This window comes from Lentzea sp. DG1S-22 (assembly GCF_036321065.1).
Classification (GTDB): domain Bacteria; phylum Actinomycetota; class Actinomycetes; order Mycobacteriales; family Pseudonocardiaceae; genus Lentzea; species Lentzea jiangxiensis.
In genome coordinates, this window is record NZ_CP143276.1 from 6,731,254 (window position 1) to 6,753,498 (window position 22,245).

Sequence of the window (22,245 nt, forward strand, 5' to 3'; positions counted from 1 at the left end):
TGGATTTCTCAGCTGCCGAACGCGCTGGTGACGACCTCGCCCGCACCCGGCTCCGCGCCGAGGCACAGGAAGTAGTTGCGGGTGCCGTCCTTGAACCCGACCGCGGCCATCTCCCAGCCGGTGGTGTCGACGGTCGGCCTCGTGCTCGCCTTCATCAACGCGGGCGTGCAGACGTCCTTGACCTCGGCCGAGGCCAGCAGCTCGTCGGAGTCGACCGCCGGGATGTCCCCGGACAGCCAGCCGCCGCCGAACGCCTCCCAGTAGTGCTCGTTCGCACAGCTGCCGACCTTGCGCGCGACGGCGGGCATGCCACCGATGGTGGTGATGCCGCGGAAGCAGGTCGACTGGTCCACGCAGAACCCGGCATCGCACTTCTTGAGGAACGGCGGGATGTCCTCCGCACCGCCCGGCTGCGTCGTCGACGGTCCGGCGCCCTGGGCGGTCCGCTGGTCCCGGCCCTCGAAGGGGTTCCAGACGAGCACGCCCGCCACGACCACGGCGACGAGCCCCGCGGCCGCCGCGACCAGGGGCCACGGCTTGCGCCCCGGCGGGGGAGGAACCGGCACGGTGGGCATCCGCATCGGGTCGACCAGTTCGTCGCGGAGCTGCGCCGCGCTCGGCGTGCGCAGGTTCGCGTCCGGGTGCAACGCCCGCGCCAGGGCCTCGTGCAGCGCGGCCGGCACCCCCGGCACCGCGGGCACCGGCCGGCGCAGGACCTCGCCGAGCTGGTCGAAGCTCGTGATCGGCCACGGCACCGGCCGCGGCGGCTTGCCCGCCAGCAGCGTGTAGAGCGTGGCGGCGAGCGAGTACACGTCGGCCTGCGGTGTCGGCTCGGCCATCGCGAACGCCTCGGGCGGCGCGTAGCTGGGGCTCAGGGCGTCCCGCGTGACCGTGCTGCCGCCCTGCGCGTCCAGCAGCGCCGCGAGCCCGAAGTCGGCCAGCTTCGGCGTGCCGTAGCGGTCGACGAGGATGTTGGCGGGCTTGATGTCCCGGTGCAGCACGCCTTCCGCGTGCGCCGCCGCCAGCGCGTCCGCGAGCTTGATGCCGAGGTCGCGGACCTGCTCGGGCGGCAACGGCCCGCGCGCGTCGAGCTGGTCGGCGAGCGACCCGCCGGTGCACAGCTCCATGACGATGTACGGCGAGCCGTGACCGGTGATGTTCGCGTCGTGCACCCCGACGACGTGCGGGTGGCCCGACAGCTTGGCCGCCGCCTGCGCCTCGCGCAGGAACCGCCTCCGGTCGCGCTCGTCGACGAGCACCCGGTTGTCGATCTTGACGGCGACGTCGCGACCGAGCTGCGCCTGGTGGGCCGTGTAGACGGTGGCGAAGCCGCCCGCGCCCAGAGGTCTCAGCTCCGTCAGGCCGGGGATGTGGGGTGCGGTCACGCGCGGCAGCCTAACTCCGCGCTCCGACAACCCCGGCGGTTAGACCGTGCAGCTCAACGCACCACTGCGCAGCGCGTGGCCGCCCGTGTTGTCGTCGTCCGCCCAGAGCACGACCTTCTTGCCGTTGACGCAGCTCGGCGAGACGGCGAAGCCTTCGAGGTTCACGTTCGGCAGCTTGAAAGGCCGGTCGTACGTCGCCGTCACCTCGAACCTGCCGTCGACGACCGCGAGAGTCGTGGCCCGGCCGCCGCAGTTGCTGTCGCACGTGGCCCAGAGCCGCGTTCCCTCCCACTCCAGGCCCATCACCCGCGCCTGCCCGCCGGCGAACTCCGCGACGAGCTCGGCGCCGCCGTCCCGCAGCGCGTACAGGAAGATCCCGCCGGTCGCCTCCAGCCCGACCGCGAACAACCCCGTCCCGTGCGACGGGTGGTCGGCCGGGTCGTAGAGCTTCCCGGTGTCGTCCCTGAACCCCTGCGCCGTCAGGTAGGAGTCCGGGATCCACGAGATCGCCTCGGGCCCGTCGTTGGGACCCACCGGCGGCATGCCCGGCAGCTCCCACTCGGCCACCGTGCCGCTGCCGACCTCCAACACCACCGGCGAGCTCACGTCACCGTTGTCGTTGTCCCGCTCCGCGACGACGAACAACCCGTCCGGCGTGCTGACGACACCCTCGGCATCGGGGTCGCCCCGCCCGTCCGCGAAGCGCAACGACCGCTCCCGGTCCACCTCCCACGCACCACCGCTGCCCGGCACGAGGCGGTAGAGCGTGGACGGCCCGTTCTTCACCGCCCACACCACCCCGGGGCTCTCGAACGACACCCCGCTGAGGTTCTCGCCGACCACGTCCCTGCCGTCAGCGGTCCTGGTCGCCGAGTCACCGGGCCACCTCGTGGCGGCCTCCACCGGACTGCTCGCCACAGCGAGCAGGACGACCGTGCACACGCCAATCGCCTTGATGCGCAACGCAAACGCCCCTTCTCCCACGGGGGTGGTACCCCGTATGAGCAGGCGGCGAGCATCCAGTGCACCAGAGCGCGACCGGCAGGGCTACTTCTTGGCGGCGGCCTTCGCGGCCTTCTTGAAGTCGCGCACCTCGAGCAGCGACTTCTGGTCCGTCACGTCAGCCACGCTGCGACGGCTTCCTTCCTCGCCGTAGTGGCCGGCCGCCTCCCGCCACCCGGCAGGCGTGACGCCGAACTGCTTGCCCAGAAGGGCGAGGAAGATCCTGGCCTTCTGGTCCCCGAACCCGGGCAGCGCCTTGAGCCGCCGGAGCACCGCGGCCCCGTCCCCGCCGGCCCAGATCCGCGTCACGTCCCCGTCGTAGGTCTCGACGACGAACCGCGACAGCGCCTGCACCCGCTTGGCCATGGAACCGGGGAACCGGTGCACGGCGGGCGGCGTGGCCATGACGGCGGCGAACTCCTCGGGGTCGGCCTCGGCGATGCGGTGCACGTCCAGGCCGCCCATGCGGTCGGCGAGGACCTTGGGGCCGGAGAACGCCTTCTCCATCGGGATCTGCTGGTCGAGCAGCATGCCGAGCAACAGCGCGAACCGGTCTTCGGCCAGCAGGGCGTCGGCTTCCGGGTTCTGCGCGAGGCACACCGTGCGGGTCATGGGCGAGAGCATCGCATAGAGGCGTGAAAGGGGCCGTCGTGCAGGTTCCGTGTTGCGATCGAGGATGACAGTTTGACCGTCGCTGGTACCAGAGTATCCTTGGGTACCGGAGGTGTGTGATGGCTGCTCAGTCCTCTCCTGTCAAAGTTGATCAAGAGACGCACGCTTTGATCGCGCATGGTGCGACTGCTCTGCACATGTCCCAGAAGGACTTGCTGGCTGCGGCTGTTCGTGAGTACCTGGGTGCGAGGCGAGAAGAGATCAACGCCGCGCTGCGCCGCACGATGGAGACGCTCGACGGCACTCGAACCAGTCAAGTCGCCGCTCTGACGGGCATGTCCAAGGAACGCCTCGATGAGCTTGGTGGGGTCCGCGAGTCCTGATGACCGTTCGTCCCACCATTCGGTGTCTTCGTGAAGATCTGGGTTTGGCTCTGCCGCCCATCGACGAGCCGCTCGACGAGATCGATCACCTGCTGATCAGGAAAGCCAACGAGCAGTTCGCTCAGCCGACGGGTCCGCGTGAGCGGATCCGTTCGATCGATGACGTGGTCATGTTCAAGGTCAAAGTCCAGCGTTGGCGCGGAGCCGTCGTCGAGGCGGGAGACCCCGGTTGGATGGTCACGGCTGGAGTCCGGGAAGCGGGAAGTCGTGACGACTTCTACGAAGCACTCGCGACTGCGGCCGTTGCCGCACGCGCCAGGTACAACGCTGAGCACAGTCCGCCCCTGAGATCGTCCACGTTCTGTGGCCAATGGCTCGCGAATAAGGACGACCTCGATCGGTACCAAGCTGAGGCAGCGGTCCGGATGCTGCGAGCCATGAACGAAACGGTGCGGCGTCTGGTGTGCGCATCGTTGCTCGACGGGCACGAGCACGTTGGTGAGGTCGCCGGCGCGGAGCTCGGCGTGCTCGTTCGAGGTGTGGAGGACAGGGGCACCTACGTAGCCGTCTGGATCACTGGCTCGGTGCCCGACAACTTCGTGGCCATCGCTCTGGACATGGTTCCCGGCTGCGACAGGGACGGCTGGTACCCGGAGTTCGCGATGCCGGATCGGGCGCTCCGTCCTGGCGAGCAGATCTACTCGAACATGATGGACCCACAAGCCGCTGCTCAGCTGCTCGAAGAGAGCAGCTAGCCATACGTCAGGCAGTGTGCTGGGCGAGCAACAGCGCGAACCGGTCCTGGGCTAGCAGGCCGTCGGCTTCGGTTCTGCGCGAGGCGAAATCCTCGCACGCGGCCCGGCGAGGTGCTCCGCCGAACCGGGAGCGGACGTCCGAAAGCCCGTCCGGTGAGAACTTCCGATCGCCGGACGGGCTCGCGTGGAAATGGCTGTGGCCGCCCGCGGAAATGCGCGGGCGGCCATTTCAGGTGTACTTCAGATGATTAGATCCACTTGTAGAGCGAGAACAGCTGGTTCGGGTTGCCGTGGCAGTCCCACTGCAGGAAACCGGTGCCGTTGGCGATGCCGCCGTTGTCCGTGTCGAGGCACTTGCCGGTGGCGCGGTTCTTGAACAGGATCGGGCCGTCGTAGGTGGCCGGGTCCGCGCCGGTGGGCAGGACGACCTCCCACTGCTGGTTCGGGCCGTTGTGGCAGTTCCACTGGATCACGTGGGCGCCGTTGGCCGCCGAGCCGCTGGCCAGGTCGAGGCACTTGCCGGAGTTGGCGTTGATGAACATCGCCGTGCCGTACTGGGTGCCCGTGCCGGCGACCCAGATTGGCGCCCACTTCTGGTTGTTCGTGCCGTAGCAGTCGAACAGGATGGCGCGGGCGCCGTTGTCCACGGAGTTCCACGCGATGTCGGCGCAGCGGTCGACGCTCGCGCCGTAGTTGATGTCCGTCGTCTTCGGGATGATGGCGGTCCAGATGGCCTCGCCGACGGCGGCGGCCTTGGCCTGCGCCTGCGTGCCCACGTTCGGCAGGTCGTACGGCTCGAACTTCGGCGCGGCCGAGGAGGGCGCGACCGTGATCGACATCAGGGCGGCGGCGGCCGCGACGGCAACAGAAACTCTGCGAATGACGTTCTTCACGTGAAGTCCCCCATGATTGCGCGACTGAAAAAGTCCATGGGAGGGCGTCCCCCGACGCTCAACTCTTGCTCCCCCAGGAACAACGACAATCTTTCAGGCCGCAAGTCGCCCGTCAAGAGCCTTTTCGACTCAATTCGACCGCAATTCGTGGGGGACGAAACGAGTCACGCGCCGGCCACGCGCACTTCGGAGACGACCTGGCGCACCAGGACGCGCAACGCCTCGCGGTCGACTGTTGCCGGGTCGTCGGCCAGCCAGTCGCCGATCTCGCGCACGAACTGCTCCGGTGTCATCGGCGGCACGTCGAAGTCGAGGTCGTCGTCGCACGTGACCTCGCCGGCGCGGCTCGGGTAGACGATCACGGCGCCGCGGATCTCGAGCCACGGCAGGAGCTCGGCGAAGCGGTCGACGCTGTCGAGGAGCTGGGAGGCGCCGCCGCGGAACGGGTGGCCGTTGCGCCAGAGCTCGCCGTCCTCGTCGCAGTAGTAGTGACCGGGCAGCCACGACTTCGACTCGATCAGGACCAGGCGGCGTCCGCACAGCAGGGCGTGGTCGACGTCGGCGAACACCGAGCCGGGCCAGGCGAGGCCGTGGAAGATGCGCACGCCCGGTAGTTGCGTCAAGTACTCCGTGAGCAGTCCGGCGGTCAGCCGTTCGCGTCTGTTTTCACCCGGACGGCCGAAAATGGTGTTCCCGTCGTACTCCCCGGCGAACGCCCGCTCGGCCCTTGCGAGGGCCAGGTAGCGGCGTACCAGCCGGAACGCCCCGTAACCGGCGGCCGCCACCAGGGGTAGCCAGATGGCCAGCAGGAGCGGTGACGGGGTCATCGTCAACGGGATCAGCAGGACGAGCCACCCGCTGATCGCGGCGGCCGCGGGGGCGTGCCCGAGGCCCGTGGCGGGCACGTAGCGGACCCGCTGGCCGAGGTCGATGCGGTGCCACCAGTCCATCGAACCGAGGTCGACGCGGGGGCGCGGGGGCATGAAGCTCGGGTCGTCGCCGAAGTCGCGCAGCCGGCCCGTGTGGCCTGTTCGGCGAGGTCGCGGGCGTGCGGGCGGGCGGACGACCGGGGGCGGTGGCGCGGCGGGGCGGTCGTAGTCGGCACGCCGGACCGGGTCCTTCAGCGTCTCGTAGGCCTCCTGGAGCAGGCGGAAGCCGCCGGACGTCCCACCCGCGTCGGGGTGCATGACCTTGGCGAGCGAGCGGTAAGCCGACTTGATCTCCGAGGCACTGGCGCCCCGGTTCACACCGAGCAACTCGTAGTAGTCGATCCCTGGCACGACACCGTCCAGTCCGAGGTTGGTCCGTGAACCTTATTGGGTCCAACACTTTCGCAGGGCATACGGTCCGCACTTCGGCGTCTAGTGTGGGTGTCGCGGTGGCGATGGGGCCTGTAGCGCAGTGGTCGACGCGCCCTCCGGGACGGAGGGAGAACGCCGGTTCGAATCCGGCCGGTCCCGCTCTCCGGGATGTCCCGCGTTCGCCCTGTCCGTCCTTTGTGGAGAGGACGCCTATCGGGTGATGGCCGCGAAGGCGCTGGTCGCGCGACTCGGCGCTCGAGTTGCCGACCCGGCGGACCTGCCGCAGTCTTCCGCGCATGGCGACCTGTGACGTCTGTGGCAACGAGTACTGGATGGCCTTCGAGGTGCGCACCGTCGGTGGCGGCGTGCACACGTTCGACAGCTTCGAGTGCGCGATCCAGCGCCTCGCGCCCCGCTGCGAGCACTGCGACTGCCGGGTGATCGGGCACGGAGTGGAGGTGGAGGGCAGGTTCTTCTGCTGCGCCCACTGCGCGCGGTCGGGCTCGGCCGACCTGGGGCCCAGATCCGCGACACCGTCGGCGCCCACCCCGGCTGACCCGGGACCGGGCTGAGCGGCACGAGCGGCGGCACCTCGGCGCCCCCGCTCGGATACGTTGGCGGGCATGAACTTCAAGAGTTTGGTCGTGGGCCGCGTCAACCGGCTGGTCGTGGGGCTCCGCGACGTGCCGGTCGTCGGGAAGCTTGTGCGCAGGGGCATCACCGTCGTGACCTACACGGGCCGCAAGTCGGGTCGGACGTTCAGCACGCCCGTTGGCTACCAACGCAAAGGCGACGTCGTCGACATCAGGGTGATGATGCCGGACGCCAAGACGTGGTGGCGCAACTTCAACGGCGAGGGCGGCCCGTTGACGCTGGAAATCGATGGCGCGCAACGGACCGGACATGCGACATCGCACCGTGACGACAAGGGTCGCGTCACGGTGCGAGTGCAGCTCTGAGGCCTCAGAAGGCCAAGGCGTTGAGGCGGCGCGGCTCCAGGAACGCGGCCAGCAGGTAGGCGGCGCCGCCCAGCACGGCCAGCACGCCGAAGAAACCGGCTCCCGGCACGAACAGCGCCGCGGCGGCGACCAGGGCGAGCCACGTGCCGAGGTTGTGGTGCAGGGCGTTGCCGCGGACGGCGCCCTCGGCGATGTAGATCAGGCCGACCACGATGGTCGAGCCGGCGGGCCAGAGCACGGTCTGCAGCTCTGGTTTCTCGAACACCGTGCTCAGGCCGGTGACCGCCAGGGCGAGCGCGGCGAACCCGGTGACCCAGGCCGTGCCGACCCGCTTCTCGGCGCGGCGCCGGGACGCCGGGGCGAACCGCTGGGCCCGCAGTGAGGCGGTCATGGCGAAGACCGTGCCGGCGACGAGGCCGGTGGCCAGCAACGCGATCGGCAGCCAGCCCGGCATCGTGACCAGCTCTGCCCTGGAGAGCAGGGCGGAGCCGTGGCCGAAGACGTAGGCGAACGCGAAGCCCAGGTAGGCGGCGCGGTTGTCGACCTCGGTGGACGGGACGGCGGCGGTGGCGGGCAGGGCGGTGGCGTTCACGGCGGGGCCTTTCGGAAGTCAGATGAGTGAGGCGATCAGTCGTGGTGCGAGAGCGGCGAAGGCGGGCGAGCGGCTGATCGAGGCGCGCTGGTCGGCGAGGCCGTGCAGGCCCAGCCACAACGCCATGGCGCGGCCTGGGTCGGTGAGGACCTGCGTGAACAGCCGCATCGCCTGGTCGGAGAGGTCGGCCGCACCGAACATCACGCGGTAGCGGCGGGGGTGCGCGACGGCGAAGTCGAGGTAGGCGAGGCCTGCCGAGCAGGCGTCGGTCGCGGCGAGGACGGCGGCTTCGAGTTCGACGAAGGCCTCGTGGCACACGGCCAGCAAGATCGCCGCGGCGTCGGGAACTGCGGGTGGATCGACGGGGTGGGGATGTTCGCCTCGCGGGACACGGCTCGCAGCGTCACGGCGAGCTCCGCGTCGACGAGGGCGGTCGCCGCCGCCAGGACCACCCGGCGGCAGCCGGGCCGGTTCACGGCTCGGGGACGATGACGACCTTGCCGAGGACGGTGCGCGACTCGGCGAGCGCGAGCGCCGAGGCGGCGTCCGGCAACGGGATGCGCGCGGCGATCTGCGGCGTGAGCACACCGGCCTCGACCAGGCGCAGCACCTGCGTGAGGTCCTCGGCCAGCCGGGCGCGGAACGTCGCGGTGCGGAAGCGCTTGCCGGCCCAGAAGTTGTAGAAGCCCGCGCGCTTGCCGTTGGGCAGCAGGTTCCACACCATCAGCTGCCCGAAGAGCTCGAGCACCGGCAGCATGCCGCTGCCCGGCTCGTCCTTGGTCGCGGCCGTCCCGTAGTTGACCAGCGCGCCGCCGCGGCGCACCAGCCGCCACGACTCGTGCAGGCCGGGGCCGCCGACGTGGTCGAACACGGCGTCCACGCCTTCGGGGGCCAGCTCGCGGATGCGGGCGTACATGTCCGGGTCGCGGTAGTCGACGGGCGCGGCGCCGAGCTCACGCACGGCGTCGTGGTGGCGCGGGGAGGCCGTGCCGATGACCTTGATGCCGGCGTGCCTCGCCAGCTGCACCAGCGTCGAGCCGACGCCGCCGTTCGCGCCCAGCACGACGATCGTGCCGCCGCGCTCGACCCTCGCGGTCCGGTGCAGCATCTGCCACGCCGTGACGCCGTTGACCGCCACGGCCTCGGCGGCGGCCGACTCGACGCCGTCCGGCACGGGCACCAGGTCGGCGGCCTCGACGACCAGGTGGCTCGCCCACGCGCCGACCTTCGTGACCGCGGCGAACCGGTGTCCCCGCAGGTCGCGGTCGACGCCCGGACCGGTGGCGACGACCGTGCCGACGAGGTCGTAGCCGGGGACGAACGGGAACGGCGGCTGGTCGTAGTACTTGCCCAGGCGCATCTGCTGCTCGGCGAAGCTGACGCCGGTGGCGTCCATGCGCAGGACGACCTGGCCCCGGGCCGGCGCGGGGAGGTCGCGGACCCGGACGTGCAGGCCGTCGGGCTCGACCACGCCCGGCAGGACGACCTCGGTGGCGCGGGTGGTGGCGGTCGTGGCGTTCATCGTGGCTCCTCAGCGGGGGTTCCGGCTGTGCTTACGAACATAAGCTAACGACCGTAAGCTGACGAGCGCAAGACCTAACGCTGATAAACTTTCAGGTGTATGGTTACGGCCGTGACGAACACGGAACCGCGCAGGCGCAACCGCCGCGGCGAGGGCGGGAAACTGCGCGACGAGATCATCGAGGCGGCTCTCGCGCTCCTCGACGAGGGCGGCGACGAACGCGCGGTCACGCTGCGCTCGGTCGCGCGCAAGGTGGGGATCGCGGCACCGTCGATCTACCCGCACTTCGCGGACCAGCCGTCGATCATGCTGGCGGTCGTGCAGGGGGAGATGGACAAGCTCACCACCGTCCTGCGCGAGGCGGACGACAGGGCGGACCGCGACGGGCGCTCACGGCTCTTCGCGGTGTGCAACGCCTACCTGGGCTTCGCCGAGGAGCACCCGCAGCGCTACCGGATCATGTTCGGCGGCCTGTGGACGCCGTCGGCGGAGGACACCTCGATCACCGACGACGACCTCGACTCGCTCGGCCTGGAGGCGTTCGGGCTGCTCGCCGAGGTCCTCGGCGTGTGCGTCGACGAGGGCGTCGCGCACCCCAGCGAGGACCTCCACGGCGACGCGGTGGCGTTGTGGCTCGGACTGCACGGCCTCGCCCACCAGCGGGCCGTGGTGCGCAAGATGCCGGGACCGGACGACGTCGGGGACCGCCTGATCACGGCACTCGCGCACCTCAGGTGACTACGGGGCCTCGAACAGCGTCGACACCGACTCGCCGACGTTGATCCGGCGCATGGCCTCGGCCATCGCCGGCGCGATCGACAGCACCCGCAGCTTCGGCACGGACTTCTCCGCCGGGATCGGCACGGTGTTCGTGGCGACGATCTCCAGCACGTCGTCGAACGCCTGCAGCCGTTCCAGCGCGCCCGACGAGAACAGCCCGTGCGTGCAGGCGACCCGGATCGACCCGGCGCCGCGCTCGCGCAGCTTGTCCAGCAGCTCGATGACGGTCGAGCCCTTGGCGATCTCGTCGTCCAGCACGATCACGTCGCGTCCGGTCACGTCGCCGATCACGGTCGAGATCTGCACCCTGTCGTCGGCGAACCGCTGCTTGGCGCCCGCCGCCACGGGCAGGCCGAGGATGCGCGCGAAGTGCGCCGCCTCCTTGGCGTTGCCCAGGTCCGGCGACACGACGACGGTGTTGGACAGGTCGTGCTGCGAGAAGTGCGCGGCGAGCTCGCGCAACGCGTGCAGGTGGTCGACGGGCACCGAGAAGAAGCCGTGCACCTGCGGTGAGTGCAACGTCATCGCCAGCACGCGCGACGCCCCGGCGGCCACCATCAGGTCGGCGACCAGGCGTCCGCCGATCGAGATCCGCGGCGCGTCTTTCTTGTCGGAACGCGCGTAGGCGTAGTGCGGCAGGACGACGGTCGTGCGCGCGGCGGAGGCGCCACGGGCAGCGTCCAGCATCAGCAGGAGCTCGACGAGGTGTTCCTGCACCGGCGGCACCAGCGGCTGGATCAGGAACACGTCCCGCTCACGGCAGTTCGCCTGCAGCTGCACCTCGAGGCAGTCGTTGGCGAACCGGGTCAGGCGGCTGGGCGACAGGTCGACGCCGAGATGGCCGCAGATCTCGGCGGCGAGTTCGGGATGGGCAGAACCACTGAAGACAGCGATGTCACGCACACCCCGAAACCTAGTCGACGACCAGCACCAGCTTGCCGTCGCGGAAAAAGGGCGTCAGGTTCCCGCGCGTGTCGACTGTGTGCGTGCCACGCGGCAGAACGGCCTCGATGGCCGTGAACGCGAGGATGTCCGAGACGCCGTGACGGCCGCGCAACGACCGTTGGCCCTGGAACCGCAGAGCGCGCCCCTCGCGGCGGTACTGGTGGGCCTCAGCAGCAGCGGAGGCGCCTGCTCGAAGCGCCTCCGGGCCCACCAGGCGTCCCGAGGACGCGCTGCGCACCGCGACACCGAACCCCTGGGCCACGAGTGAGCTCACCACCGCGTCGGACGGGGCAACGGGTACGAGGAAGGACATCGCGTGGTGGCCGTCGACCTCGTGCACGACGACCGTCCTGGCCGTCGTCAGCACGGTGTCGTGCAGCTCCAATGCGATCTTCTCCGCTTCCCAGCGGTTCTCGTGGCCGGCGTCGACGCCGACGAAGGTGCTGGTCACCTGACCTCCACGAAGATCGGGTTGGTGTAGCACCACAGGTCCTCCCACGGGTTCGCGGCTCCCGGTGCGTCCGCCTGCGGGTCGAACGCGCCGCGGTTGCCGTCGGTTCCGCGCAACCGGACGTAGAAGGGCTCCCGGACGTTGCGGAACGTGTGCGTGAAGACCGCATGGTGCCAGTGCGGCTCGTAGGATCGCTCGACCTTCGCATGTGGCGTGGCCAACGTTTCAGATGATGATCGTCCCGTGACGGCGCCCTTGATGAGGTCCAAACGGCGCAACCTGGGCACGAACCCCGCGCTGTTGGGCCGGGTCGCGAGACGTGCCTTGATCAGCACCGTCACGTCGGAACCACGCCGCACGCGCAAGCGCCCGCCCATCGTCTCCGCTCGCCCGGATGCGCGGACCTCGAACCGGAGATCGTCGACGAGGCCGCCGTGCGACACCCACGCGCGACCCGCCCTCAGACCTTCCATCACGGCGCCACGCGTCCGGCGGGTGGCGCCGACGACGGTCCGGGAGAACTCGCAGGGGAAGAAGTCGACGTAGGGCGGCAGCACCTGCGGCGAGGAGCCCTCGACCGGGTCGAGGTGCCTGCCGGTCAGGTCGAACTGGTTGCCCGGCTCGGGCACGCGGACGATCGTGTCGCGCGAGTTGAAGTGCGAGTCCGAGTTCGCCGTGATCCACCAGCCGAGGCCTTCGGCGAGCAGCGAGTCCCAGACGCCGCCGACCTTCGCCGTCATCCAGTCGAAGCCGCCGTGCGTGCGGTAGGCCTCGGGCGGGTAGGGCGCGTAGGAGTTCGAGCCGGGGCTGTTCGCGTACCCGCCGCGGTGGCCGCCGGGACCGCGCACCGGGTCACCGTCGCCCTGGGCGCCGGGCGCGCCCTCCATGCCGACAACGATGTCCGGGGCCAGGTCGCGCAGGGCCCGCAGCTCGTGGGGCGCCACCCTGCCGTTGCGCATCGGGTGGTTCACGAACACCAGCGCGGATTTCATCGTGCCGTTGCGGATCTTCATCTGGAGCCACCGCACCGCGTCGAGCGCCTTGAGCTCGTTGGCGGGGGTCGACGCCTCCTGGCCGTTCAGCCGCCAGTCGAACTGGCGCTCGAAGTCGCGCAGCACGCCGGCCTCGTCGCGGCAGTCCTCGAAGAACACCGTGGCGTGCTCGGCGCCGGGGACGTTCCACTCCATCCCGTGCCACAGCAGCAGGCGCGGGAACTTCCGCCGGGCACGCTCCAGGTCGGACGCCGTCGCCTCGACCGAGTGCGCCTCGTGCGAGGCGTGACCGTGGTCGGTGATCACGAGCCAGTCGGTGCCGTGCCGCAGGGCGCCGCTGATCTGCTGCTCGACGGTGTACATGCCGTCGTAGGAGTACTGCGTGTGCGCGTGGTGGTCGCCGGACAGCCACTGGTAGCGGGGTGAGGCAGAAGCGGAGCCGGTGCCCAGCGCTCCCGCCACCCCCAGCGCGCCCGCTCCCCGGAGGAAGCGTCTGCGGGCTACTTCGGACATGGCTGGACCTCCACACGCCGGGCCGGGGTCCGTGGAGGCTAGGCCGATCGGATGAGGCGCGGGTGGACGGCGGATTAACTAGATCGGAAGAAGGTCCACCCAGTCCAGGAACGGCAGCGCGCCCGTGCCCTGCAACGCCGCGAGCCCCAGCCAGATCGACAGGATCGTCACGATCGGCCCGACGATCGCCATCTCCACCACGCCACCGGTCTTCATCCGCATGATCTTGGGCGGCGCCACCGGGTACCAGGTCTTGCCCATGATCGGGATGGGCCACAGGATCGGGCAGCCCTGCTCGGTGATCGCGTCACCGACGTAGTGCGCGAAGCACCCGACGCCGACCGCGATCCCGCACGCCGCCGCGGAGGCGTTCGTCTGCGAGGTCCAGGCGATCATCGCCCACGTGATGCCCGCGGACACCACCGTGATCAGCAACGCGTCCTGCTTGGGGCACCAGTCGTTCATGATGCCGCGCACCGCCAGGCCGGCGAACACGAACATCAGCACCGGCAGCGCCCACTTCTGGCTGTTCTGCACGACCGCGGTGGTGAAGACGGCGGCGAACAGCGCGAAGACGAGCGTGTGGGTGAGCCCGCGGTGTCCGCCGTCCCGCTTGGAATCCCTCTTCAACCGCGTCGTGCGGTACACGAAGCTGCTCAACGCGTTGATGCCCGCGGAGAGCCCGCTGCTCAACGCTCCGAACGTGCGCGAGATGGTCGATCCGGGGTGGTCGAGATCGGGCAGGAGCGCCGCTCCGGTGGCGAGAACCGCCCCCACGGCCCAGCTCTGCGGCGTCAGCTGGCCGATCGGGTGAGCGGAAGCTAGTGCGGTGACGGCACTCCAGGCGAGCAGCCCGCTCATCGCATGTGTTGGCCCAGTTGACACTCGCGCCCCTCCTGATGATCACTCAACGGTGAACAGTAGTCGCTCGCACGTTCGAACCGGTCCGCTTCTCAACACGTCCGCCGGGACGGTTCTGTTGCACCCGGCGTGGTAGCCATGAGGCAGGCACCGCGTCCGCTGCTGGGCCGCGACGCGGGGGCTATGGTGCGCTGAATCGGTGTAACCAGGGTCGCAGGCACAGGCGGGCGTTCTACCAGTACGCTTGTCTTGCTTGCATCGTCGCGAGAGGAGCGCCCGGAGTTATGGGCAAGATCAAGGTTCAGGGCACCGTCGTCGAGCTCGACGGCGACGAGATGACCCGGATCATCTGGCAGTTCATCAAGGACAAGCTGATCCACCCGTACCTGGACGTCACCCTGGAGTACTACGACCTGGGCATCGAGCACCGGGACGCCACCGACGACCAGGTCACGATCGACGCCGCGAACGCCATCAAGAAGCACGGCGTCGGCGTCAAGTGCGCCACGATCACGCCGGACGAGGCGCGCGTCGAGGAGTTCGGCCTCAAGAAGATGTGGGTCTCGCCGAACGGCACGATCCGCAACATCCTCGGCGGTGTCGTCTTCCGCGAGCCGATCATCATCTCGAACGTCCCGCGCCTGGTCCCCGGCTGGACGAAGCCGATCATCATCGGCCGTCACGCGCACGGTGACCAGTACAAGGCCACCAACTTCAAGGTGCCCGGCGCCGGCAAGCTCACGATCACCTTCCAGCCGGAGGACGGCTCGGACCCGATCGAGCACGTCGTCACCGAGTTCCCGGCGGAGGGCGGTGTGGCGATGGGCATGTACAACTACAACAAGTCCATCGAGGACTTCGCCCGCGCCTCGTTCTCCTACGGCCTGCAGCGGGGCTACCCCGTCTACATGTCCACGAAGAACACGATCCTGAAGGCCTACGACGGCCAGTTCAAGGACATCTTCCAGCGCGTGTTCGACGAGGAGTTCAAGGCGGACTTCGACGCCAAGGGCCTCACCTACGAGCACCGCCTGATCGACGACATGGTCGCCGCCGCGATGAAGTGGGAGGGCGGCTACGTCTGGGCGTGCAAGAACTACGACGGTGACGTCCAGTCCGACACGGTCGCGCAGGGCTTCGGCTCGCTCGGCCTCATGACGTCGGTCCTGATGACGCCGGACGGCAAGACGGTCGAGGCGGAGGCCGCGCACGGCACCGTGACGCGCCACTACCGCCAGCACCAGGCCGGCAAGCCCACCTCCACGAACCCGATCGCCTCGATCTTCGCGTGGACCCGTGGCCTCATGCACCGCGGCAAGCTGGACGGCACCCCCGAGGTGATCCGCTTCGCCGAGGCGCTCGAGTCGGTCGTCATCGAGACGGTCGAGGCCGGTCAGATGACCAAGGACCTGGCCCTGCTGATCAGCAAGGACCAGGAGTGGCTGACCACCGAGGACTTCCTCGCCGCGCTCGACGAGAACCTCAAGAAGAAGATGGCGTCGTTCTGACGTCCGTCCTCTGGAAAAGGCCACCCCGGTCACACCGGGGTGGCCTTTTTCGTGGCACGTCACCCGGTCGGTTCCTCTTGCGGGTGGTTGCCGCGCCCCGGCGTCCCCCGGCGTCTTTTTGCCGCTATATCTGCTGCTGGAAGCGGTTCGCGGGTTCGGGAGGCGTCATGTTCGGTGTTCCGGTCAGGGGATTGATCGTGATCGGGGTGCTGGGCGTCGCCGGGGTGCTGTACGCGGTGAACGGCGGCAGTCCGATGGACAGCGCCAAGGCGGACGAGATCTGCAAGATCACGGTGACCGCGGACGTCCTCAACGTCCGCTCGGGCCCCGGCGACATGCAGCCGATCGTCTCCACCATGCCGCGCGACGCCGTGACCGAGGCCCGGTCCCGCGTCGAGAACGGCTACCGCATGCTGAGCGACCGCCGGTGGGTCAGCCAGCAGTTCGTGGCCCTGACCAGCGACTCCACCTGCAAGTAAACTCGCGCGCATGCTGCGCAACATGTTCCGGTGGGGCAGGGCCAAGAGCGTCACGCAGTGCTCCTGCGACCCCGAGTGGCAGGGCCTGTACACCAAGATCGACGGTGAGCGCCGGCTCGCGCTGCCCCGCGACGAGATGGCCACGATCGTCGGCTACCTCGACCTGACCGCGCACTGCGCCCGCTGCGACGCCGAGTACCCGAAGCCCTGGGGCCTGGCCTCCCAGTAGGCTCCGCGTTCGTGCTCACGGTCTCCACGGTCAACGTCAACGGCCTGCGCGCCGCCGCGAAGAAGGGCTACCTGGAGTGGCTCGCCGCTTCTCCCGCCGACGTGGTCTGCCTGCAGGAGGTGCGCGCCGAACCGTCGGAACTGAGCGCGGAACTGCACTCGCCTCCCGGGTGGCACGGCGTGTACGCGCCTTCTTCGCTGAAGGGCCGCGCGGGCGTCGGCATCGTGTCGCGCACCGAACCCACCTCGGTCCGCGTGGGCTTCGGCACCTCGGAGTTCGAGTCGAGCGGCCGCTACGTCGAGGTCGAACTGCCCGGCGTCGTCGTCGCCTCGCTGTACCTGCCGTCCGGTGACGTCGGCACCGAGAAGCAGGACGAGAAGGACCGGTTCATGGCGGCCTTCCTGCCGTACCTGGTGTCGCTGCGGGAGAAGGCGGCCGTGTCCGGGCGCGAGGTGCTCGTGTGCGGTGACTGGAACATCGCGCACCAGCAGGCCGACCTGAAGAACTGGAGGACGAACCAGAAGGAGTCCGGGTTCCTGCCCTACGAGCGGGAGTGGATGACCTCGGTGTTCGCCTCCGGGTACAACGACGTGGTGCGGTCGCTGCACCCCGATGTGGCAGGGCCCTACTCGTGGTGGTCGTACCGGGGGAAGGCCTTCGACAACGACTCCGGGTGGCGGATCGACTACCACGTCGCGACGGACGGGTTGGCCGGTCGGGCCACGTCGGCCGTGGTGGAGCGGGCGGCGACCTATGGGGAGCGCTGGTCGGACCACGCGCCCGTGACGGTCGTGTACTCGGACTGAGGCACCTGCGATCCGGCACAATCGTGACTTCGAGGAGGTGACGGGGTGCACGAGTTCGTGGCGGCGAAGGTGGCTGAGATCGAGGAGCTGTGCCGGGCACTGGGCGTTCGCAGGCTCGACCTGTTCGGGTCGGCGGCCGGCGATTCGTTCGACGTGGTGACCAGCGACGTGGACATCCTCGTCGACTTCGACACGGCGGACGACTTCGACCACTTCGGCAGCTACTTAGCCCTGAAAGAGGGGTTGGAGCGGATTCTGGCCAGGCCTGTCGACCTCGTGGTCAACGGCAGCATCCGCAACCCCTACTTCCGCGAGCAGGTCATGGAAACCAAGGAAAACCTGTATGCGGCGTGACCCTCGGGCGTATTTGTGGGACGCCCTGCGCGCTGCCGAGCTGCTGAGCGAGTTCAGCGCCGGCAAGTCGTTCACGGACTACCTCGCTGACGCGATGCTCCGGTCCGCCGTCGAGCGCCAGTTCGAGATCATCGGCGAGGCGCTCGCGTGGCAAGTGCTCACCGAGAAGAGGCCGCAGCTGGAGGAGCGGCTGCGCCAGCTGCTCGCCGGACTCGGCTGAGCAACGGCGGCTGCTCCGACTGATCCAGTCCGAGCAGCCTTTATCGCTCCCGTCACCCGCCTGACCCCTCGATTCCACCCACCCGCTCCCTGAACATGAACACGATTCACCATCCATGAATCGGGGGCGGTATGACAGGCTTCAACCGGCGTTCGTTCCTCCTGGCGATGGGCGTGGGCGCCGCGGGCGTTCCGCTCCTCGACCGCCAAGCGTTTGCGTCGACCGCGGGCACCACGCTCGAAACCACGGCCACACCCGTCGGCACCAGCGGTTACCGCAGGCTCCAGGCAGGGCCGGGGTGGCCCACGGTCGTGCGCGGCGACCTCGTCGCGGCCAAGCCGAACCGGGAAGCGCGCAGGCAGGCGCTCACGAGCTTCGTGCAGTTCAGCGACATGCACATCTGCGACGCCCAGAGCCCGCTGCGGTTCGAGTACCTGCACCCGATCATGGGTTCCAGCGCGCACCGGCCGCAGGAAGCGCTGACGACGCAGGGTTCGACGGCACTCGTCAAGCGGGTCAACGCCGTCAGGAACGGGCCGCTGACCGGCAGGCCCTTCGACTTCCTCATGACGACCGGCGACAACACCGACAACCACGAGAGCATCGAGCTCGACTGGTTCCTGGCGGTCCTCAACGGCGGCAGCATCACGCCCAACACCGGCGACCCGAGGTACGAGGGGGTGCAGAACGCGGGCATCAGCACGTTCTGGCAGCCGGACCTCAGCGGCGCGGACGACTACAAGGCGAAGGGCTTCCCGCAGCTCGACGGGTTGCTGGACGCGGCCGTGCGCACGTTCACCAGCCCCGGGCTGGACATCCCCTGGTACGCCACGATCGGCAACCACGACGACAGCGTGGTCGGCGCGCTGCCGGACGGGCTGCTCGACGGCTGGTACACCGGGCGCAAGAAGATCGTCGGGTTCGGCGACCCCGTGCAGGACGCGAAGGTCGCGCGGGCGTTCCACGACCCCGCGGCGATCCCGGAAGCGATGGCCATCCTCGCCACGAGCGGCGTCGTCCGCACCGTGACGCCCGATGACCGTCGCAGGCTGTTCGACACCGGTGAGTACGTGCGCAAGCATCTGCCGACGGGTGGGCACGGGTACACGGACGCCAACGCGGATGGCGTGGACGTCTTCTACACGTTCCGCATGGCGCCCGGAGTGACCGGCATCAGCATGGACACCACGAACCTGGCAGGGTTCTCCACGGGATCCATCGGGCTGCACCAGCTCAACTGGATCGAGAGGACGCTCAAGCGCAACAGCTCGCTCTACTACGACTGGCTCGGTCTGCCGCAACGGCAGAACGTCACCGACGAGCTGTTCGTGCTCTTCAGCCACCACACGAGCACGACGATGGGCAACGTCCTGCCGGACAAGCGCCGCCCTCTGGACCCGCGCATGAACGGCAACGCGCTGGTGAACCTGCTGCACCGGTTCCCGAACGTGCTGGCGTGGGTCAACGGGCACACGCACCGCAACGTGATCACGCCGCACCGGCACGCCACGCCGTCCAGGAGCTTCTGGGAGATCAACACGGCCGCGCACGTCGACTACCCGCAGCACGCCCGCGTCATCGAGGTCGCGGACAACGGGGACGGCACGTTGTCGCTGTTCACGACGCTGCTGGAGGCGGATGCGCCGTACCAGGTGGACTACGACGACCGCGGTGACGCGGCCCTCGCGAGCCTGTGCCGGGAGTTCACCTACAACGACATCCACTCGCGGACGAACCCGCTGGGCACCCCGCTCGACCGCAACACCGAGCTGCTCGTGGCGGTCCGCTGAGTGGGATGTCCCACAACGGGTGCGGGGTGATCAGGAATTTTGGCGGCCTAAGGTCGTTTACGTGGCAGTGGACATCTCGCTAACCCCACCGCAGCCCCGTCCGAGCGCGGCGGCCATGCGGCGTGCGCTGCGCAGGGCCGCCGACGGTGCCGTGCTCGACGCGACCGAGGCCGCCGTGCTGCTGCACGCGCGCGAGGACGACCTCGACGCGCTGCTCACCGCGGCCGGGAAGGTGCGGGACGCCCACCTGCTCGCGGAGGGGCGTCCCGGGGTCGTCACGTACAGCCGGTCGGTGTTCATCCCGCTGACCCGGTTGTGCCGGGACCGGTGCCACTACTGCACGTTCGCGACCGTGCCGCACAAGCTGCCCGCCGCGTTCCTCGAACGCGACGAGGTGCTGGCGATCGCGCGCGCGGGGGCAGAGCAGGGCTGCAAGGAAGCGCTCTTCACGCTGGGGGACCGGCCGGAGGACCGCTGGCCCGCCGCGAAGGAGTGGCTGGACGCGCGCGGCTACGAGTCCACATTGGACTACGTGCGGGCGAGCGCCATCGCGGTGCTCGAGGAGACGGGACTGCTGCCGCACCTGAACCCCGGCGTGCTGAGCTGGGAGGAGCTGACGCGGCTGCGTCCCGTCGCGTCGAGCATGGGGATGATGCTCGAGACCACGGCGGAGCGGCTGTGGAGCGAGAAGGGCGGCCCGCACCACGGCAGCCCGGACAAGGACCCCGCCGTCCGGCTGCGCGTCCTCACCGACGCCGGCCGCGTGAACGTCCCGTTCACCACCGGGATCCTCATCGGCATCGGCGAGAACCTCACCGAGCGCGCCGAGTCGCTGCTCGCGATGCGCCAGGTCGCGAAGCAGTACGGGCACATCCAGGAAGTCATCATCCAGAACTTCCGCGCCAAGCCGGACACGGCGATGCGCGGCATGCCCGACGCCGACCTGACCGAGCTCGCGGCCACCATCGCCGTGGCACGCCTGGTGATGCCGTCCACCGTGAGCGTGCAGGCACCGCCCAACCTTGTCGGCGGCGAGTTCGGCCTGATGCTGCGGGCGGGCGTCGACGACTGGGGCGGCGTCTCGCCGATCACGCCGGACCACGTCAACCCCGAGAAGCCGTGGCCGCAGGTCGACGAGCTCGCCGGCATCACGCGCGAAGCCGGTTTCTCCTTGCGGGAGCGGCTGAACGTCTACCCGCGGTACGTCCGCGCGGCGGCGGGGCAGTGGATCGACACGAGGCTCACCGCGCACGTTTCCGCGCTGGCGCTGGAAAGCGGGCTCGCGAACCCGGACGCCGAGGTCGTCGGCCGCGAGTGGCAGGAGCCGGACGGCGGGCTCGACACGTTCGGCCGCGCGGACCTCAACACCGCGATCGACACCGAGGGCCGCACTGGGGACCGCCGCGGCGACTTCGACGAGGTCTACGGCGACTGGGACGAGCTGAAGATCCCCGTTGCGCCGCAACGGCTTTCCGAGGACGTCCAACGTGGACTGAAGATCGCCGCGAACGACCCGGCGGCGTTGCTCGACGACACCGACGCCGCGATGGCGCTCCTCACCGCCGACGGTGACGCACTCGAAGAGATGACCCGTCTCGCCGACGACCTGAGGCGGGAGGTGGTGGGCGACGACGTCACCTACGTCGTCAACCGCAACATCAACTTCTCCAACGTCTGCTACGTCGGCTGCCGCTTCTGCGCCTTCGCGCAGCGCGAGCGCGACGCGGACGCGTTCCGGCTGAGCGCCGAGGAGGTCGCCGACCGCGCGCAGGAGGCGTGGGACGAAGGCGCCACCGAGGTCTGCATGCAGGGCGGCATCGACCCCAAGCTGCCGGTGACGTACTACGCCGACGTGGTGCGCGCCATCAAGAAGCGCCTGCCGGACATGCACGTCCACGCCTTCAGCCCGATGGAGATCGTCTCCGCCGCCGCGAAGGCCGGTGTGAGCGTCCGCGAGTGGCTGACCGAGCTCAAGGAAGCCGGCCTCGGCACCATCCCCGGCACGGCGGCCGAGATCCTCGACGACGACGTGCGCTGGGTGCTCACCAAGGGCAAGCTGCCCACCGCGACCTGGCTCGACGTCGTCGGCACCGCCCACGAGCTGGGCATCCGCTCGTCGAGCACGATGATGTACGGCCACGTCGACCACCCCGGCCACTGGCTCACGCACTTCCGCGTCCTCGCGCGGCTCCAGGACCGCACCGGCGGGCTCACCGAGTTCGTCGCGCTGCCGTTCGTGCACCGCAACGCCCCGATCTACCTGGCGGGAGTCGCCCGCCCCGGCCCGAGCCGCCGCGACAACCGCGCCGTGCACGCGTTCGCGCGGCTGGCGCTGCACGGGCGGATCGACAACATCCAGTGCTCCTGGGTCAAGCTCGGCGACGAGGGCACCGCGGAGATCCTCAACGGGGGTGCGAACGACATCGGCGGCACGTTGATGGAGGAGACCATCAGCCGCATGGCAGGGTCCGAGCACGGGTCCGCGCGCACTGTGCGTGAGCTGGAGACCCTGGCTTCGCTCGCAGGGCGTAACGCCCGTCAGCGGACTACGACATATGGGCGAGTGCGAACCGATCATCCGTGACCGATAGTCTGATTCGGCGCATCGACGCTACCGGCCTTCGGTAGCTTGGCGGCCAATCAGTCAGCAAGGTTCACCCTTCCGGGGTGGGTCTGCGCCTTGGGGAGGCTCGGCAAGTGCACGGCATGAGTCTGGTACTGAGCGCTGCGGTTGAGAGCAGCATGACCGGTACTGCTGCGGGTCCCGTGGGTCTGATCGCGGTCACCGCCGGCGTCGGCGGTCTGGTGTACGGCCTGGTGAGGCGCCGCAAGCCGGCCCCGGTCATCGCGGCGAACCAGCGCATCGACCTGGTGCAGCAGGACACCGCGCAGAACTGATCCACCCGGTCTGAG

The 22,245-nt window shown here is 69.5% G+C and carries 25 protein-coding genes, 1 tRNA gene and 1 pseudogene; 15 read left to right on the forward strand and 12 right to left on the reverse strand.

Annotation, left to right across the window (positions count from 1 at the left end; genetic code table 11):
• Nucleotides 1-8 precede the first annotated feature (8 nt).
• The 3 genes from V1227_RS31855 to V1227_RS31865 all read right to left on the reverse strand — a co-directional run bounded on the left by V1227_RS31855 (nt 9) and on the right by V1227_RS31865 (nt 2,999).
• Nucleotides 9-1,385, reverse strand: coding sequence for a serine/threonine-protein kinase (locus V1227_RS31855; protein WP_329788962.1), 1,377 nt, complete (start codon nt 1,383-1,385; stop codon nt 9-11).
• 39 nt (nt 1,386-1,424) lie between these two features.
• On the reverse strand, nt 1,425-2,327 hold the full coding sequence (locus V1227_RS31860; protein WP_329788963.1) for a hypothetical protein: 903 nt from the start codon (nt 2,325-2,327) through the stop codon (nt 1,425-1,427).
• Nucleotides 2,328-2,432: 105 nt separating this feature from the next.
• Entirely contained in the window at nt 2,433-2,999 is a 567-nt protein-coding gene (locus V1227_RS31865; protein WP_329788964.1) for an HhH-GPD-type base excision DNA repair protein, read from the reverse strand.
• 119 nt (nt 3,000-3,118) lie between these two features.
• Here V1227_RS31865 and V1227_RS31870 point away from each other — a divergent pair, with 119 nt between their 5' ends.
• Complete coding sequence (locus V1227_RS31870; RefSeq protein WP_329788965.1) at nt 3,119-3,382, forward strand: hypothetical protein; 264 nt, start codon at nt 3,119-3,121, stop codon at nt 3,380-3,382.
• Nucleotides 3,382-4,137, forward strand: a complete 756-nt coding sequence (locus V1227_RS31875; RefSeq protein ID WP_329788966.1) for a hypothetical protein — start codon at nt 3,382-3,384, stop codon at nt 4,135-4,137. The genes V1227_RS31870 and V1227_RS31875 overlap by 1 nt, the downstream gene beginning before the upstream one ends.
• A 248-nt stretch (nt 4,138-4,385) precedes the next feature.
• On the opposite strand, the gene V1227_RS31880 is transcribed toward V1227_RS31875, so the two are convergent.
• Both V1227_RS31880 and V1227_RS31885 read right to left on the reverse strand, forming a co-directional pair.
• Nucleotides 4,386-5,030 carry an RICIN domain-containing protein gene (locus tag V1227_RS31880; protein WP_236215939.1) on the reverse strand — a complete coding sequence of 215 codons (645 nt, stop codon included), beginning with the start codon at nt 5,028-5,030 and terminating at the stop codon, nt 4,386-4,388.
• Between the two features lie 164 nt (nt 5,031-5,194).
• The gene (locus V1227_RS31885; protein ID WP_329788967.1) at nt 5,195-6,310 is read right to left on the reverse strand and encodes a J domain-containing protein; all 1,116 of its coding nucleotides are present in this window, start codon (nt 6,308-6,310) and stop codon (nt 5,195-5,197) included.
• Between the two features lie 106 nt (nt 6,311-6,416).
• On the opposite strand from V1227_RS31885, the gene V1227_RS31890 reads away from it, so the two are divergent.
• The 3 genes and pseudogenes from V1227_RS31890 to V1227_RS31900 all read left to right on the forward strand — a co-directional run bounded on the left by V1227_RS31890 (nt 6,417) and on the right by V1227_RS31900 (nt 7,290).
• Nucleotides 6,417-6,490 (forward strand) — tRNA-Pro (locus tag V1227_RS31890).
• A 137-nt stretch (nt 6,491-6,627) separates the two neighbouring features.
• Nucleotides 6,628-6,887 (forward strand): annotated as a pseudogene (locus V1227_RS31895) (Prokaryotic metallothionein).
• A 67-nt stretch (nt 6,888-6,954) separates the two neighbouring features.
• Nucleotides 6,955-7,290: a hypothetical protein gene (locus tag V1227_RS31900; protein ID WP_329788968.1), complete on the forward strand. Its 336-nt coding sequence runs from the start codon at nt 6,955-6,957 to the stop codon at nt 7,288-7,290.
• A gap of 4 nt (nt 7,291-7,294) precedes the next feature.
• On the opposite strand, the gene V1227_RS31905 is transcribed toward V1227_RS31900, so the two are convergent.
• The 3 genes from V1227_RS31905 to V1227_RS31915 form a co-directional block, all read right to left on the reverse strand.
• Nucleotides 7,295-7,882, reverse strand: coding sequence for an ABC transporter permease (locus V1227_RS31905; protein WP_329788969.1), 588 nt, complete (start codon nt 7,880-7,882; stop codon nt 7,295-7,297).
• A gap of 18 nt (nt 7,883-7,900) precedes the next feature.
• Nucleotides 7,901-8,200, reverse strand: a complete 300-nt coding sequence (locus tag V1227_RS31910; protein WP_329788970.1) for a TetR-like C-terminal domain-containing protein — start codon at nt 8,198-8,200, stop codon at nt 7,901-7,903.
• Between the two features lie 154 nt (nt 8,201-8,354).
• Nucleotides 8,355-9,404 (reverse strand): medium chain dehydrogenase/reductase family protein, encoded by a 1,050-nt coding sequence (locus tag V1227_RS31915; protein WP_329788971.1) that lies wholly within the window; start codon nt 9,402-9,404, stop codon nt 8,355-8,357.
• A 111-nt stretch (nt 9,405-9,515) separates the two neighbouring features.
• Between V1227_RS31915 and V1227_RS31920 the strand changes: the two genes are divergently transcribed.
• Nucleotides 9,516-10,142 (forward strand): TetR/AcrR family transcriptional regulator, encoded by a 627-nt coding sequence (locus V1227_RS31920; protein ID WP_329788972.1) that lies wholly within the window; start codon nt 9,516-9,518, stop codon nt 10,140-10,142.
• Here the strand turns inward: V1227_RS31920 and V1227_RS31925 are convergent, their stop codons facing one another.
• The 4 genes from V1227_RS31925 to V1227_RS31940 all read right to left on the reverse strand — a co-directional run bounded on the left by V1227_RS31925 (nt 10,143) and on the right by V1227_RS31940 (nt 13,970).
• Nucleotides 10,143-11,087, reverse strand: coding sequence for a ribose-phosphate diphosphokinase (locus V1227_RS31925; protein WP_329788973.1), 945 nt, complete (start codon nt 11,085-11,087; stop codon nt 10,143-10,145).
• 10 nt (nt 11,088-11,097) lie between these two features.
• Nucleotides 11,098-11,580 (reverse strand): hypothetical protein, encoded by a 483-nt coding sequence (locus V1227_RS31930; protein WP_329788974.1) that lies wholly within the window; start codon nt 11,578-11,580, stop codon nt 11,098-11,100.
• Nucleotides 11,577-13,085, reverse strand: a complete 1,509-nt coding sequence (locus tag V1227_RS31935; RefSeq protein ID WP_329788975.1) for a PHP domain-containing protein — start codon at nt 13,083-13,085, stop codon at nt 11,577-11,579. Before V1227_RS31935 ends, V1227_RS31930 begins: the two co-directional genes overlap by 4 nt.
• Nucleotides 13,086-13,163: 78 nt before the next feature.
• Nucleotides 13,164-13,970 carry a metal-dependent hydrolase gene (locus tag V1227_RS31940; RefSeq protein ID WP_329788976.1) on the reverse strand — a complete coding sequence of 269 codons (807 nt, stop codon included), beginning with the start codon at nt 13,968-13,970 and terminating at the stop codon, nt 13,164-13,166.
• Between the two features lie 260 nt (nt 13,971-14,230).
• On the opposite strand from V1227_RS31940, the gene V1227_RS31945 reads away from it, so the two are divergent.
• The 9 genes from V1227_RS31945 to V1227_RS31985 all read left to right on the forward strand — a co-directional run bounded on the left by V1227_RS31945 (nt 14,231) and on the right by V1227_RS31985 (nt 22,230).
• Nucleotides 14,231-15,454 (forward strand): NADP-dependent isocitrate dehydrogenase, encoded by a 1,224-nt coding sequence (locus V1227_RS31945; protein ID WP_329788977.1) that lies wholly within the window; start codon nt 14,231-14,233, stop codon nt 15,452-15,454.
• Between the two features lie 167 nt (nt 15,455-15,621).
• Nucleotides 15,622-15,933 (forward strand): SH3 domain-containing protein, encoded by a 312-nt coding sequence (locus V1227_RS31950; protein WP_329788978.1) that lies wholly within the window; start codon nt 15,622-15,624, stop codon nt 15,931-15,933.
• 10 nt (nt 15,934-15,943) lie between these two features.
• Nucleotides 15,944-16,162 carry a hypothetical protein gene (locus V1227_RS31955; RefSeq protein WP_329788979.1) on the forward strand — a complete coding sequence of 73 codons (219 nt, stop codon included), beginning with the start codon at nt 15,944-15,946 and terminating at the stop codon, nt 16,160-16,162.
• Between the two features lie 11 nt (nt 16,163-16,173).
• Nucleotides 16,174-16,968, forward strand: coding sequence for an exodeoxyribonuclease III (locus V1227_RS31960; RefSeq protein ID WP_329788981.1), 795 nt, complete (start codon nt 16,174-16,176; stop codon nt 16,966-16,968).
• 45 nt (nt 16,969-17,013) lie between these two features.
• Nucleotides 17,014-17,322, forward strand: a complete 309-nt coding sequence (locus tag V1227_RS31965; RefSeq protein WP_329788982.1) for a nucleotidyltransferase family protein — start codon at nt 17,014-17,016, stop codon at nt 17,320-17,322.
• Nucleotides 17,312-17,542 carry a HepT-like ribonuclease domain-containing protein gene (locus tag V1227_RS31970; protein WP_329788983.1) on the forward strand — a complete coding sequence of 77 codons (231 nt, stop codon included), beginning with the start codon at nt 17,312-17,314 and terminating at the stop codon, nt 17,540-17,542. The genes V1227_RS31965 and V1227_RS31970 overlap by 11 nt, the downstream gene beginning before the upstream one ends.
• Nucleotides 17,543-17,673: 131 nt before the next feature.
• Entirely contained in the window at nt 17,674-19,332 is a 1,659-nt protein-coding gene (locus V1227_RS31975) for a TIGR03767 family metallophosphoesterase (protein WP_329788984.1), read from the forward strand.
• A 61-nt stretch (nt 19,333-19,393) separates the two neighbouring features.
• A complete protein-coding gene (locus V1227_RS31980) occupies nt 19,394-21,916 on the forward strand; it encodes a bifunctional FO biosynthesis protein CofGH (protein ID WP_329788985.1) in 2,523 nt (840 codons plus the stop codon).
• Between the two features lie 158 nt (nt 21,917-22,074).
• The gene (locus tag V1227_RS31985) at nt 22,075-22,230 is read left to right on the forward strand and encodes a hypothetical protein (RefSeq protein ID WP_329788986.1); all 156 of its coding nucleotides are present in this window, start codon (nt 22,075-22,077) and stop codon (nt 22,228-22,230) included.
• Nucleotides 22,231-22,245 lie beyond the last annotated feature (15 nt).

Bases quoted from the DNA above. Each gene is read 5' to 3' on its own strand.
- V1227_RS31945 (WP_329788977.1), top strand. From the start codon at position 14,231: ATGGGCAAGATCAAGGTTCAGGGCACCGTCGTCGAGCTCGACGGCGAC.
- V1227_RS31900 (WP_329788968.1), top strand. From the start codon at position 6,955: ATGAACTTCAAGAGTTTGGTCGTGGGCCGCGTCAACCGGCTGGTCGTG.
- V1227_RS31985 (WP_329788986.1), top strand. From the start codon at position 22,075: ATGACCGGTACTGCTGCGGGTCCCGTGGGTCTGATCGCGGTCACCGCC.
- V1227_RS31935 (WP_329788975.1), bottom strand. From the start codon at position 13,085: ATGTCCGAAGTAGCCCGCAGACGCTTCCTCCGGGGAGCGGGCGCGCTG.
- V1227_RS31865 (WP_329788964.1), bottom strand. From the start codon at position 2,999: ATGACCCGCACGGTGTGCCTCGCGCAGAACCCGGAAGCCGACGCCCTG.
- V1227_RS31970 (WP_329788983.1), top strand. From the start codon at position 17,312: ATGCGGCGTGACCCTCGGGCGTATTTGTGGGACGCCCTGCGCGCTGCC.
- V1227_RS31955 (WP_329788979.1), top strand. From the start codon at position 15,944: ATGCTGCGCAACATGTTCCGGTGGGGCAGGGCCAAGAGCGTCACGCAG.
- V1227_RS31875 (WP_329788966.1), top strand. From the start codon at position 3,382: ATGACCGTTCGTCCCACCATTCGGTGTCTTCGTGAAGATCTGGGTTTG.
- V1227_RS31975 (WP_329788984.1), top strand. From the start codon at position 17,674: ATGACAGGCTTCAACCGGCGTTCGTTCCTCCTGGCGATGGGCGTGGGC.
- V1227_RS31870 (WP_329788965.1), top strand. From the start codon at position 3,119: ATGGCTGCTCAGTCCTCTCCTGTCAAAGTTGATCAAGAGACGCACGCT.
- V1227_RS31915 (WP_329788971.1), bottom strand. From the start codon at position 9,404: ATGAACGCCACGACCGCCACCACCCGCGCCACCGAGGTCGTCCTGCCG.
- V1227_RS31950 (WP_329788978.1), top strand. From the start codon at position 15,622: ATGTTCGGTGTTCCGGTCAGGGGATTGATCGTGATCGGGGTGCTGGGC.